Consider the following 14004-nt stretch of genomic DNA (forward strand, 5'->3'; position numbering starts at 1 on the left):
GTACAAAATTTCTTTCTGACAATTAGCTGGTTAAAAGCAAAAAAATAAAATTCCTGAGAGAGGCATTTGCATTAAAAAGAAAGTTCGGCTACATTTGTGACACCTTAGCGAAAAGGGATCAGTTTGGCCGATGGTGTAACTGGCAACACGTCTGGTTTTGGTCCAGAAGAGTCCAGGTTCGAGCCCTGGTCGGCCAACATAAAATGACAAATCTTCACGGAGGGGTCTTTAAAGGCCCTTCCTTGGAGTACTCGCCTGCTTTCATCAATTATTTTTCGCGGCTTGTGTTGGCAAATTGTTGCCAAATTATTTTACCTATGCATTCATCATCGCTAAAAGTAATTATCAATGAATCCTGGGTTAAAAAATCCGGGAAGGCTGCCCTGTATCTGCGGGTGATCATTAACAGGCAATCCAAAAAAATTCCTCTTAAGGTCGACTGGTTTCCGGAATACTGGGACGAAAAAAACCAGGTTTGTAAACCTCGCTCAAAATCTGACCGGGCTTGTGATGATACCAACCTGATCATCCGGGATGCGGTGTCCAGGGCAAATGAAATTCTGATCGAATACCGACTCCGGAGAAAAAGCATTTCTGCAGCGTTGCTGGTAAAGGAGTATAGCAGCAATCTTAATAAGGATGACTTTTTGATTTTTATGGAGCAGAAGATCCAGGAGCGGGTGAAGTACCGGGAAATAAGCCTGGGCACGAAAAAATCCCATACCGTTACGCTGAATCACCTAAAAGCCTGGCGAAAGACCTTTTCCTTTTCTGATTTTCACGAAAAGACGGCGGAGGAGTTTGACCGATTTCTTCGCAGGGAGACCGGGAGCCAGTCGCTGAATGCACGCTGGGGGCAGCATCGGAATATCAAAACTTATTTGAATCTGGCCAAAAAGGAACGGATTAGTTTTATCAATCCCTATGATTTTTACCGGGCAAAAACGGAGATGGGCAGGTTCCAGCCGCTAACCTTGCAGCAATTCCGGGATCTGGTGGTGTATTATAATAGTGCCGAGATCCCTCCAACGCAGCGGCAGGTATTAAGGGCCTTTCTGTTCTGCTGCTGTACGGGTATGCGGCATGGTGATATCCGGAGGGTGGATATGGACTGGATTGATGGGGCCTTTTACCAGTTTATTCCGTACAAAACCCGAAGGTTTGGAACCCGGGTGCGGGTGCCCGCAACCAAAGAGTCGCTCGATCTGGTGGCCGATGAGGTAGATGAGATTGGAAGGTTTCCACTTTTCTGTGGGATCAGCGAGCAGAAACAAAACAAAATCCTAAAGGATATCGCTGCTCACCTTAAGATCAAAGCTGATCTGTGCTTCCAGGTAGGTAGGGAGACCTTCGCCACACTGTATATGGAAAAAGACGGTAAACTGGAAGTGCTGGCCAGCTTTCTGGGGCATACCAGTACCAAGATGACAGAGAAGTACATCAAAATCCGGGATCAGCGTAAGAAAGAAGAGTCGGTGAGGATTTCTTCATTTTTCACGGACAAGGTAGAAGGAGATTGCCCTTCGACAGGCTCAGGGGCCGGAGATTAATCTTCTTTAGGTTTCTCCTCCTTTTTTTCGATCACGTTTGCCGGATTCATGGGGTTTTTCCATAGGTTCCAGATGACTTGTCCGGCGCGATAGTGCCTGGCATCATTGTAGACCAGATCGGTGCCAAAGCGTTCGTTGATAACCTCGAAGTCTTCTTTTGATAAGAGTTTGCTGTAATTCTCCATAAGGAAGGGGTTTACGGTACGGCTGACCATACTGCGCAATGCATGTATGCATGGGACTTCCACCCACACTCCGCAAACCCCGATGGGGTTGGCTACATGCATTGCAATTAATTCAGTACGGTCAGCGTTGTAAATATCGGATTATCCGGACAAAGAAAAAAATGTACTCTATTCTTCGTGTCGTTTAAAATAGATGGTGGTGATTCCGTCCGGATCATAAGTCTTACTTATCAGTGCCATGAAGTTTGCCGGCTCGCCGACAACTTCAAACCTGCAAATTTTTCGATCCCAAGAAAAAACCAGCTCATCGTCCTTAAATGAATAAAGGCATTTTTGCGTGTCTAAATAAAGGGTATCGCCGATAATAGAAAGGAGCTTAAAATCTGGAGGATCAAGTTTTTTTCTGGTGTTCGACTTCAGATTAAGTAGTTCCTGAGATTGAAGTATCCAGTTGCCTTGTATTTTTTCCTCTGTTGGTGTACAGGAAATTTGTAGCAAAAAAACAATTGAAAAGAAAAATGGTGTAGTAAAAACTCTCATGTTTATTAGGTAAAATTTAAACGTATATGACCAAAATTCAGTAAAAGCGATAATTGAGATTATTTTTTTACCCAATCATATGGAAATCTTATCCACCTCCTTCATCAGCCGATCAGTTTCCGTCAGGGCGACGATTATTTTCTGGTAGTGCAGGATATCGTCGTATTCCAGGCAGCGGCCCTTCCGGTCCTTGAGCCATTTCTGCGCCGGTTGGTAGCCACCGATATAGAACTTCCATGCAAGCACAGGCACTCCATTAAAATACTGCGTATCGTTGATATACACCTTACCATTATCTCCTTCCGCATCGGGGACCAGCCGCGGCTTCACCACCTCATTGCTACCATCTATTGGGTATCGGGTGATGTAATGATTTACAGTAGGGCTTTCCAGCAGATGGATTTGCCGGATTTCTTCGCCAAGGTTTACTAGCTGCCAAAAGGTCTCCGGATGTTTGGGATACGGTACTCTGGGAAAGTCTATTTTAAGAAACTCTTTGTATTTCTGCCTGTAACTCGGGGAATGCAAGACGGCATAGACATAGTCTAAAATATCAATTGGGGCAAAGGTTTTTTCTGTTGTTTCCTTTTCTGTGGTGAAACTTAAACCGGTTAGGTTTTCAATTTTCCTGACTACTTGAATATTTAGGTTAGGCTTTCTATTTCCGGATTCATCAATGGCCTGTTGCCCGTGTCCGTCAATGTGAAGATAGAGAGGAAATACTTGGCAACCTTCTTTCGTTTTATTTGAAATAAAGCATTGATCGGAAATTATTTTCGAAATAAAAACATGGTGGAAATCATTTCCGGCTAACTGCCTGGTTGAAATGATTGCGAGACTCTCTTCACTTACATTGCTTAATACTTTTGTATTCAATCTAGCCACAAAATCACCATCATAGTATATCCACCGTTCATCAAAACATCTATAATTTTGCTTTAAAAATTTACCTTGTGAAATTCCATTTTTTTGGAGATTTTTTCTCGCTTTATCAAGATCCCATTTATCATTGTCTTTAAGTTTTAAATTAAACCTAGAACTTAGCTGTTCATTAGTTATTGAATTATTTAAAAACTCTTGTAATTTTTTTTCAATAAATTTCTTGTCAAACGAAGTTATAAAGTTATCTTTTTTTGTCAACAAGCCTAACGAATTAATTTCATATATTTCATTTAATGAAAATCCTTGATTGTAGGCTTCAATTTCGGCAAAATCTTTTTTAACCATAAAAAAATTTGGCCCAATATTTGGCAACGCATTGAAATCAATATTCTTTAAAGATTTCTGATTGAGGAAATCATATTTGAAATTTCTTGTACCAAACAGATCAAAGTGAAATACCTTTCCTAATTCATTGGGTTTCTTTGCACCATTTTTAATGAAAATATTAATCGAGACACCCTGCATAATGTCAAATACATTGGAGTCTAAGCTCCCGTCCGGTGTAGTTTCATTTTTTTTGCTATTACCATGTAAATCTATAGTAAATATTTTATCATACGTTTTAAGAAGGTTCCAGCGCATTCCTCTAAAAGTTGGATTATCTAGAAATCCATGAGGGTTAATAAATGCCAGAAGCCCGCTCCCATTTTTCTCTATAAAGTGCTGTCCGTAGCGAATAAATTTGACATAGTCATCATTAATAAATTTTGAATTTTGTTCTTTTAACTTGATCTTTCCCCCAGGTTCTTTTTTATAGTCATCCATAAGCCCCATAATCCATTTTCCTTTATTTGCGCTCTCTCCACTATAAGGCGGGTTCCCAATCACACACATCACCGGCGTGTCCCGTTTCACATGGTTCGCATCATTAGCTTCGGCACTGAGCCAGCTGGCAAAGAGCGTTCCTGTGTCCTGGTGGTGTTCCTCCAGGCTATTGGTCAGGTACACGCGTAGGCGTTGGTTACTGGTTGGCTTGTAGCCAGTTTCTGTCAGCAGCAGGTCCAGCTTCAGGTGTGCCATGGCATAGCTGGCCATCAGCAGCTCAAATCCATTGAGTCGGGGAATCAGGTGGCGCTCCGCGTAATTGCTCCAGATGCCTTCTTGCCCGGCAAATTGCTTGTGTATATGTTTTACCACCTCAGCTAGGAAGGTACCGGTACCGGTAGCTGGATCCAAGATCTGCACCCTGTGTACTTCCTGTTCCACCTGTTTGTAGCCAGTAGCCGATCGGCGGTCCTCCGTTTGGGTATTGACTTTGATCCGAGTCGTACTTGTATTGGCCAGCCCGTCAGGCAGGTCAAATTCCGTCTTCAGGATATCATCTACCGCCCTAACGATAAATTCCACCACCGGCTGGGGGGTATACCATACCCCGCGGGATTTCCTCAGCTTCGGATCGTATTCGCTTAGGAAGGTTTCGTAGAAGTGGATAATGGGGTCCTCCATTTTCGTAGACTTCCCGTAGTTCTTTAGGATCTCTTCCACGTTGCAGGCGAGAAATATATCCGCCAAGCTATCCACGATCCACTTGATCCGGTCGTCGATATCCGGCCCGGCAATGTAGCCGAAGAGTTTCCGGAGGAAGGGGTTCGATTTGGGGATCAGCTCCGCGGCCTCCTGTCGGCTGAAGGTTCCCAGCGTGGGATCATGCAGCCGGGCGGCAAACATCCCGTAGGCGATGGTTTGCGCATACACATCCGCGAACCCTTTAGGCGTAATGTCGTGGATCAAGATTTGCTTAAAAGCCTTCATTTGGTCTTTAAGCGTACTGTCTTCCTGGTTTTCCTCGTCAGAGGTCAGCGCATTGCCGATGATATCGGAGAGCAGCCGGGCCTTTCCTGCCATCATTTCGGCCAGCTTCTTGCTGCTTTTGATCGTCTGCCCCACATGGCTACTAAAGTCCCGGATCAGGTTTTCAAAGGCCGCAAAGTTTTCCGGCAGGGGTTGTATGCCCTTGTCTGTGATTTCCCCGATGGCTATTTTTGTGGTAAACTCCCCCTCCCGGTAGAGGTGGAAGTGGATATAATCGGTAAAGATCAGGTTATTCAGCGAAGCCTTGTACCGGTCAAACTGCTCCTTGTTTCCCGTCTTTTTTGATCCGTCGAGGTCCTTTTCCCCGATGTCTTTGGCTTCGATAAAGCCTACCGGTATATCTTTTTTGGTAAGGATATAGTCCGGCGCCCCGCATTTTTGCCGTTTGGGTTCGTTGGTTGCGCTGATGGATGGGGTGAGGCTCTCGAGGAGCTGTTGTAGATCTCCGCGAAAAGTATGCTCCGTAGCATTGCCCAAGCGGTAGCGTTTATCCAGATTTTCAATGTAGGTGTCTATTGTCATCTATTGGGTTGGTTACAGCCTAAAGAGTCCTACCGTCATGCAGTACAGCGGCAGGAGTTGCCGGAAGTTTGTTCCGGTCTGATAAGCTGAGATTTGTTTCGGACGGGTTAGAAAAGTGCCCGATTCCCAATATGCCCCATTAGCCCAATATTTCCAAAAAATTACTAGAAATTATCAACTCCTATACCGATCCTCCAGATCATCCCGGAGGTCCCGGAACTCCTGCCATTCGCTGTCTACCAGGTAGGCTTTGATGCGGGTGGGCATGCGATCGAGCTTGCTGTCGATGGATTTTAGAAGGGATAGCATCTCGGGGTCTGCTTTGCTTACAGGTGTGCTGGTGGATCGGCTGGGGCGGGTATCGGTTTTATTAGCCTCTCCGCCCCTATAGAATCCACGAATCTTTTCCTGCCGGATGGCCTCAATAGCTGGCATCACATCTGCTACGTAGGGGTGGCTTCGAATAAAGGAAGGTACGACATATTCGTCCTTATGGACAAATCCGGCAAAGTCGCCGTAGCGGTCACCGTAGCCCAGGCTGCCCTTTCCTGTGTCGCCTCCCATATAATAGGAGGATACGGGAGCGGTGACTCTTCGGGGGGCGCGCTTTTCTTCGCCAGAACTACTGTTCCACTCGGGTACGTTGCTTTCGGATAGGGCCTGTTTGGCTTTGCCGATGGCTCCCAGCACGGTGGCTCCCATGGCTGCAATATAGCCTGCAAATACAAATGGGGCCGCTGGTCCGGTACCGGCGGATGCTTCGGCAGCAAGTGGAACGATCCTTCCCAAGGAGGCTGCGGTGTCAGCTGCGATCTGGGCTCCGACGAGTAGCTTTTGGAATGTCGTCAGCTCACCGGATTTATTGCCTACAAAGTCGATGACTCCGCCCAGTGCCTGCCCCAGGCTTTGGGCTATCATGACTTTGGCTTCGGCAATTTCCCTGCTTTGGTTAACCTCCTGCTGGTCGTATTTGGTCTGGAGGTCTTTTAATTCCCGGCGTCTGGCTTCTTCGATGCCTACGGAGTCCAAACCAAACTTACGGGCCAGGGCAAGCAGCTCATCATAGTGTTGGTTTACTTTGAGTTTGGCCAGCTCCTTTTCTTCCAAGGTGGCTTCGGTGATCTGCTGCTCGGCAGCTGCCCGGGCTTCTTTTTCCTTTTCCTTCCACTTGCTGCGGATATTGGCCAGTTCTGCGGCGCGCAGCTCTTCGAGTTGTTTGGCTTTTTCGACAAACTCTTCCTCTGTGATGGTCTTATTGGTGAGGTGCTGGACGAGTTCTTCTTCCAGTATGGCATAGCGATCCCAGACCTGCGCCAGCTCTCGCTGCTGGTCTTCCATCCCGGCCAGTTCGTACTGGCGGGTAAGGTCCCGTATTTTTTGCTGGTAGGATTCCCACTGGTCGGCCATCTGGTCCAGCTTCTTTTTGGCGGCTTCCGGATCACCTGGAACACCGGTGGGATCGGGGTCATCTTTATCCACATCCGCAGGATCTTCCGGGTCGGTTCCGGGAACGGTTGGGCTGGCCTTTTCCATGTTTAATCCAAGCCGCTCTATCAGGTCATTTCGGGCGGTGAGCAGGGCGTTGTTTTCGCCTTCGAGCGAAGTGAGGGATTCCATCTGCGCCCGGTAGGTGGCCAGGTCGTCTAGGAGCTGACGAGATTCGCTGGATCCAGGGTTGAGCAGTTCCCAAACGCTGGATCTCGTACCAGCTTCATTGGCAAGTTTGGTGGCAGCCTCTTCCAGGCTGATGCCTTCCTGAATGGTGAGGTTGTGGCGTTCGGCGAGTTTGACCATCTGCTGACGGATCTTGTCTTCCGACTCCATGGCCTGTATTTTCTTGCGGGCCACGTCGTTGGACTGCTCCATGATCTCCTCGTCTTTTTCCTGGAGGATGATCTTATTGATAAGCTGGTCGTTTGCCGCACGGATGGCCATGGTCAGCTGTTCGTTGGAAACGGTATCGGCATCGATCTGGCCGAGGTAGTCGGGGTATTGCTTTTTGAGTTCGCGGATCAGCTCTACCCGCTTTTCACTGTCTTCGTTGGTGGTGATGATCTGGGTGTGGAGCTTCATCAGCTCGATGCGCTCGGCTTCCAATGTCTCGGAGACGGGCACGGCGATCCAATCCGCAAAGCGGGAGATCATACGGTCCATACCTGACATGATGGTACTATTGACAAATAGCCCGGCCAGCCACTTTTGGACCTTGGCCAGGTTGGCGGCCATGTTTTCGTTTTTGATGTTGAACTCATCCACTACGGAGGTACCCTTTTCAAAGGCCACGTTTGATATCTCCTGTTGCTCGCGGACCTTCTCCACGTTATTGGCCAGGGTACCGAGTACGCCTACTACCCTACCGCCGTCCTGACCCAGGTCGCCCAGGGTGGCTGCCAGTTCGGTGATGCCTTCGGAATTATCCTTCACTCCTTCCAGCATGCGGAGAAAAGCCTCGTTGGCATCGGTATTCATCAGCTCCACAAAGTCGGCTACCTCCATCCGGGCAAACTTGGCGTACTGTTCGGCATTTTTGGCCATGTCGATAAAGAGCTTGGAAAGTGCCGTGGTGGAGACTTCCGCCGTCTGTCCCAGGCTGTCCAGTGTGGCACCCAGACCAAGTACATTCTCGATGGAGATGCCTGCCAATGGAGCGATACCGCCCAGGCGTTTGGTAAATTCCACCATGTAGCCTTCATTGGCAGTGGATGCCATGCCCAGCTCGTTGATGGCTGAGCCGACCTTTAGCAGTGAATCCTCGATGCCGTATACATTCTTTACATTAAAAGTCTCGGTGAGTTTCCCCAGCTCCCGCATGACCGTCTCCGGATCACCCAGGGCATCGCCCAGGGCCACGTTGATCTTATCTGCGGCCCGGACAAATCCTTCGATGTCCTTCACTCCGGTAATACCCAGGCGACCGGCGATCTCTGCCAGGCCGAGGAGTTCGGCGCGGGGTGTTCGGGTATTGAAGGCTTTCAGTCTTTTATTGAGCGTGTCGATCTCGTAACCGGTAAGGCCGGTGGTCTTCTGTACGTCTGCCAGGGCGTCGGAGAGGCGGGCGGAGCCTTCGATCATGGATTGGATCTGGGTAAAGAAAGCCGTGGCACCCAGTGCAGAAATGGCCAGAATGCCAAACTGCTTTAGCTGCCGGCCCATATCTGCCCAAAAACCTTTGGTGCCATTCAGCTCCGCCCGCTGGGACCGGAGTTCGCGGTTGACGTCATTGAGTTCGGCCTTCAGTCGCTTGTAGTCTGCCGTGCCCTTGGTGGCTGTGGTGCTGATCTCCCGGCGCAACTCCCGCTGGTAGCGGCTGAGCTGGGTCATGGTCATGCCGGAGAGGCCGAGTTCTTTGCGCAGGCCGGTGATCTGTCCTTTGACCTCCTTCAGGCGCTTGCTGGCATTGACATAGTCGTCGGTGCCTTTTTTGGCATTCTTCATGTCGATGCCAAGTTCCTTGGCTTCCATTTCGAGTTTGCCGAGTTCGTTGATGGCTTGCTTGCCGTCTACCTGGAGGCGTACGCGGGATTCGTCTTCTTTACGGGCCATGTTTTCGCGGTGGTGTTAGGCGAAAATGGCGCGATTAGGGGGATGGGTGTGGGACAGCCATCGGCTGCGCTCCCTTCGACTCCGCTCAGGGATCGATGGTATGATAATGTGGTGATCTGATGATCTGATGATGACCTTCGGCACCCTTCAACTTCGCTCAGGGGCCGAATGCACTGGATTGAAAAAGATTGAAAGAAAAAAAATGGGGGCAATGAGAGTTTAAGGGTGCGGATTTGATATTTTTTCAAACTCAGGGCCACTACCAATGGGGTAAAGTAATTCTATATGTTCGGGTGAGAGTAAGTGTTTGGTTTCAATATTGGCTAAAAACCGGTGATCCATCAACCAGTGTTTTAGATCAATCCTCCCATCTACTTCAAATCGTGTAGCTACTTGGTAAAATAAAAAAGAGCGCTCATACGTACCCATTCCAGCATCCACAGCTACCAAATATTGAGAAAATTTATTTTTCATCATATAGTCAAAAAGATAATAACATGATCTAAGATAAGTATCAAATTGGAATTGAGTCATTACTGCACGGATAATAAATGTGATTTCCGGCTTTGTTAATTCCTGTTCCGGATCAAGGTTGAATCTTAAACCTGTAGGGTCCCCGAACAAGCCTAATTTTGGTCTTCTGGGTTGCCAGGCAAACCCATTTTCTACTAAAAAATAATTTTCGCTTTTTTCGTTTTGTTCTTCAAGCCAACCGAATTTGCTATCTACCCATACATTTATTTTCCAGAATAATTCTTTAAAGGCATTTTCACTTTTTTCTCTGATTTTAATACTTTTTGAATCAAAGGGGGAATTAATTTCATCGTAAAACTCTACGCGATCCCTAGTCTTAAAATGCTGCTCCAGGATGCGGAAGAAGTTTTGGTGGACGAAGTCGCGGTCCATTTTTTTGATCTGCTCATTTAGCGCATTACCTTGTATTTCATTTTGTGCTGTTAATTTCTGCATTTCCTTCATGTTTTCCCGTAGCTCCTGCTGTTGGAAAAGGATTTGCCAACGCTGTCCGAGAAAAGCAACGTATACAAGGAACACTCCGGAGAGTGACGCCATTATTACGGACAAATTATTCGCATGATCTCGGGGATTATCTAGAAACCAATCGTATATTCTTCCAGGGAATAAAGCGGAACCCAAAGCAGCCAAAGCAAATAAAATGGCTAACCAAAAAAAGATGTTTATTCTTAATCTTAGATTCCATTCAGAATCCGCTAACCCTTTATCCAGTTCCATGGTTTTTTTTGGACAAGATAGGGAAAAAATCAGACAGGTGCTTTTTGTGGATGCTATGGGCTTTCTCGGTGAACTTTTTTAACTAAATATTACCTCCATTTCTGTTTTCCAGATATCTCCTATTTGTACTGTTCGCTGCGGGGTGTGCCGGTAATATTTCGAGTCATTGGTTCTATCCCAGACAAACATCGTGCATAATGAATCATCTTCCTCAGGAAGGAGCAGCTTACTGGTTACAAATGCGGATAGGTTGTTGGATTCGTTCTGAGCGTAAAACTCCCTTCGATTTACCTGGTTTAGGAAGTGAGATGAACTACCTGAAAAATTTGCGGATTCGTAGTAGTCATTAAAACCTTTGAGTGCCTGAATTTTCCCAACACAGGAAATACCAGTATATAAGCGTATAATGGAAAATGACTCCGTAAACTCCAACAGATTCTTAACAATGTATCGGCTATCTCTGAATAAGGTATGCTTGACATGATTGGCTATGACAGGATGACCTGCTATGGGTGTATTAGGCGTACCTACATCCATGGTTTCGTGAAGGGTACTTTTGACCACATAGCTGAACGAAGTACAAGGAAGAAGTTCAAATGAATTTGAGAAAGTTTTCTGAACTCCGTCAATGTAAAACTCGATAGAGGTAACCATTTCATCACCATGAAATCCTCCGGTGTGATCGGCTTTTCCTGATACTAAAAACGTAAACTCGCTTTCACCTGCTTCCAGAGCATTATTTTGGACCAAAGTCATGACATCACCATCATACTCATATTCGTTGGCTTCTCCTATTCGCCAATAATCCAGATAAACCTGGGGATCTGTATCAATATAATGTCTGATATCATAACCGGTGTATGAGTTCTTTCCCTTCCTTTTGACAAAAACCCGGATTAATTCATTTCCGGAAAATCCGGTGGGATTGTATGTTAGAAAGACCTCGGAGTACTCTGTTTCTATCTGGTTTTTACTAACGTAGGATGTGATAATATTTTCTGATGATTGAAAATCTGCATTGGTGTTGTATTCCTCAAGTCCTCCGGAATGGTTAATTTTAATGTATTTGATATCAACAATGGCTTTATTGGTTTGATCGTACCCATTCCCAATATTATTTATTTCAAGACTTGATGTCTTAGTCTCAGTACCCACCAAAACATCGTTTATATATAAATTCCATTCCCCAATGCCAACTTCAAGCTTGATTTTATTAAAATCAAATAGGCCCGAAAGGCCGGTAAATTGGAGGTAATCACCACCGCCGCTTTGCCTAAGCCAAATGGTGGCAGAATTGTAAAATCCAAAAACATTGGCAGGGATCCCGCCTTTACCTGCTAAGCCAAGCCCGTCCAGGTATCCGCTAAAATCAGCTCCAAGACGCACAAAAAACTCGATATAATCACCTTGATTATTTAGAATAATTTCAGAAATGGATCCTTCTGCCGTGCCATCGAATTTCATAATAGAGTCAAATCCTGACATCAGAAAATCAATTCGTGGTACTTCTGAATCGATCTTTCCATCTAATCGGCTGGCCTCCTCATTTATTTTGGCAAGTGCTTCAGGAGGAATTCCTTTTACTCTGGAGGCAAGTACATTTAAGTTTTCAGGGTCGGAATACTCAGTAGCTGTAGATCCTTGTTCGATTTGAAAGGTATCCCCTTTTCCTGAGGGATCTAAAGGGTCCAGTCCGATACCTGTTTTGTTTTGAATATTAGCACCGATTTTCTTTGCCCCAGTGGGAGTGGTAAAGGTAAATGGAGAGGTTGTGGTTGCAATGTAAGACAAGAAAGCCCCTGCCTCATCAAAAAAACAAATTTGACGGTTAGTTCCATTTGCATCAATTGGGTTGGCGGTATATTGGGTGTTTTCCTCACAATCAATTTTTTTTGTGCAAATCCAATTTTCAGAAGACGTGGAAATATTTCCTGCTGTTGTATATACCCCTCGGATAATATCAGTGCGTTTTACAATGTTCTTTTGAGGTTCGATGTTCTTGTTATGTACTCCAAGAATCTCGATTGATTTTTCAGTGGCGTATCCTTGCAAATCTATAGGTACCACTGTTTTGGTAAAAGCCCCTGTCCCATCACTAAAAATCATCGTAAGTCCTTCCGTCAAATCTACTACCGTACCGCCGTAGTTGGTGTAGGTACCGCTTTCAGTGGGGAATTTGATACCGGCGATTGCGTCATCTGCGCTAGCAGGTTGGATCTCTTTTATACCGGCGGCGACCAGGCCATCTACTTCTGTCTTGGTGTAGGAGTCGGCGATGTTGCGGTAGATGGTGTCAAGCGAACTTTTGATCAGGGAATATAAGGCGGAATAGGGCACCTGGATATTGGAGCCTGAGGAGTCCTTTCCGATCAGCTTATTTACCTGGGAGGATTCGGGGAGGTCGTTGATTTGCTTGGCTACGAAATCCTGTATTTTATCGGCTGACCCGCCGATCATTCTGCTGATCCGGATTACTGTGATTTCGCTCATGATGGTATTCTGGAAATGGTGTTGGTAACATTGATTTGGCCCCTTACCAGGTAGGACGGGGTGGTGCCTCCGGAAAGGTTGAATAACACGTCAAACTGGTATCGCTTGCTGCTGAGTTTTCGGGTGAGGCTTTGATGAATAAAAATTTTCACCTTATTGGACGAAGTGATGGTGATACCGTTTCCCAGAGTTAGCCGGAAAATGGTATGCAGCCGCAGATTTTCCTTTACTTCCAGCACGATCTCAGAGGCGGTGGAGATGTCGTAGGGCTCACCTGTGAAATCGTCGGTCAACTCCCACTCTTCTTCGTAATGCTCGTTTTGAATGAGATCTATAGGCGCAATGCCAGGTCTTATGTTATCCATGGGTGCAAAATAGATGTGCCATTACGAGCATCTTGGGACACCCTTCGACTTCGCTCCCTTCGGCTCCGCTCAGGGACCGATACCAACGGAATAGCCGGGGATCAGGTGCCGGTGGATGGTGGGGGGGCGTAGTAGCGGTGGAGCTGGAGATAGACTATTTTGCAGGTGGTGGTGGGGCTGGCGCCTTCGTACTTGATGTCGAATACCTTGAAGCTGGTGGTGTCGATCTCCTGGATGCCGGCAGGGATGGGAATGGGTATGACGGCTCCGTTGGCATCCTTGTCTTCGAAGTAGCCGGTGAAGTAAAACTTACGGGTGGCATCCTCTCCATGGCTGAAGTGCATCTGGAAGCTGAGCTTGTATTGTCCGGTTGCTCCTGCCGCTGTACCGGGTACGGCGATTGATACTTCCACGGCTCCCAGGCTGATAAAAAGTGTCACATTCTCGTTTGCTCCATGGGCCATCTCCAATAAGGATTCCCCGGAGAACAAAGTCTGAATCACCATTTCATCCGGAAGGATCAGCGGCTCTCCTGCCTGGCTGTTCAGTATGGACTGCTTGCTGGTGCCGGAGGCCTCGTAAGAGAGGTATGGTGACATCCAGATCCGCAGGCTTCGAACTTTATTCTCTACCTCCCGGGTTCTGACATCGATCTGCTTTTCGGTCTGTACAGCCTCGGCTTCCTTGGCCTCTGTTTCGGATCGCTTGAGGAGCATCAATGCCTCGGTGAATTGGGATCTGTCCTTTACAGTCCGGAGGATGCGGCGAAGTTGGGAGTTTAAGCGAGGGTAGTTCATGGTGATG

General features: G+C 46.8%; 9 protein-coding genes and 1 tRNA gene. 2 read left to right on the forward strand and 8 right to left on the reverse strand.

Annotated elements, in window-relative coordinates; translation table 11 throughout:
• The first annotated feature begins 124 nt into the window (after positions 1–124).
• A tRNA-Gln gene (locus GKS34_RS18575) sits at positions 125–197 on the forward strand.
• Between the two features lie 120 nt (positions 198–317).
• The gene (locus GKS34_RS18580) at positions 318–1550 is read left to right on the forward strand and encodes a site-specific integrase (RefSeq protein ID WP_163386482.1); all 1233 of its coding nucleotides are present in this window, start codon (positions 318–320) and stop codon (positions 1548–1550) included.
• On the opposite strand, the gene GKS34_RS18585 is transcribed toward GKS34_RS18580, so the two are convergent.
• The 8 genes from GKS34_RS18585 to GKS34_RS18620 form a co-directional block, all read right to left on the reverse strand.
• Positions 1547–1837 carry a hypothetical protein gene (locus GKS34_RS18585; protein ID WP_163386483.1) on the reverse strand — a complete coding sequence of 97 codons (291 nt, stop codon included), beginning with the start codon at positions 1835–1837 and terminating at the stop codon, positions 1547–1549. The genes GKS34_RS18580 and GKS34_RS18585 overlap by 4 nt on opposite strands.
• A gap of 66 nt (positions 1838–1903) precedes the next feature.
• Positions 1904–2275, reverse strand: coding sequence for a hypothetical protein (locus GKS34_RS18590; protein ID WP_163386484.1), 372 nt, complete (start codon positions 2273–2275; stop codon positions 1904–1906).
• A gap of 75 nt (positions 2276–2350) precedes the next feature.
• A complete protein-coding gene (locus tag GKS34_RS18595) occupies positions 2351–5551 on the reverse strand; it encodes a type ISP restriction/modification enzyme (protein WP_163386485.1) in 3201 nt (1066 codons plus the stop codon).
• A gap of 174 nt (positions 5552–5725) precedes the next feature.
• Positions 5726–8878 (reverse strand): phage tail tape measure protein, encoded by a 3153-nt coding sequence (locus tag GKS34_RS18600; RefSeq protein WP_163386486.1) that lies wholly within the window; start codon positions 8876–8878, stop codon positions 5726–5728.
• A 435-nt stretch (positions 8879–9313) separates the two neighbouring features.
• On the reverse strand, positions 9314–10345 hold the full coding sequence (locus tag GKS34_RS18605; protein ID WP_163386487.1) for a hypothetical protein: 1032 nt from the start codon (positions 10343–10345) through the stop codon (positions 9314–9316).
• 78 nt (positions 10346–10423) lie between these two features.
• On the reverse strand, positions 10424–12835 hold the full coding sequence (locus GKS34_RS18610; RefSeq protein WP_163386488.1) for a hypothetical protein: 2412 nt from the start codon (positions 12833–12835) through the stop codon (positions 10424–10426).
• A complete protein-coding gene (locus GKS34_RS18615; RefSeq protein ID WP_163386489.1) occupies positions 12832–13200 on the reverse strand; it encodes a hypothetical protein in 369 nt (122 codons plus the stop codon). Before GKS34_RS18615 ends, GKS34_RS18610 begins: the two co-directional genes overlap by 4 nt.
• A 101-nt stretch (positions 13201–13301) precedes the next feature.
• Positions 13302–13997 (reverse strand): hypothetical protein, encoded by a 696-nt coding sequence (locus tag GKS34_RS18620; protein ID WP_163386490.1) that lies wholly within the window; start codon positions 13995–13997, stop codon positions 13302–13304.
• Positions 13998–14004: the final 7 nt, after the last annotated feature.

The organism is Cyclobacterium jeungdonense, from assembly GCF_010994275.1.
In the GTDB taxonomy this organism is placed as follows: Bacteria; Bacteroidota; Bacteroidia; order Cytophagales; family Cyclobacteriaceae; genus Cyclobacterium; species Cyclobacterium jeungdonense.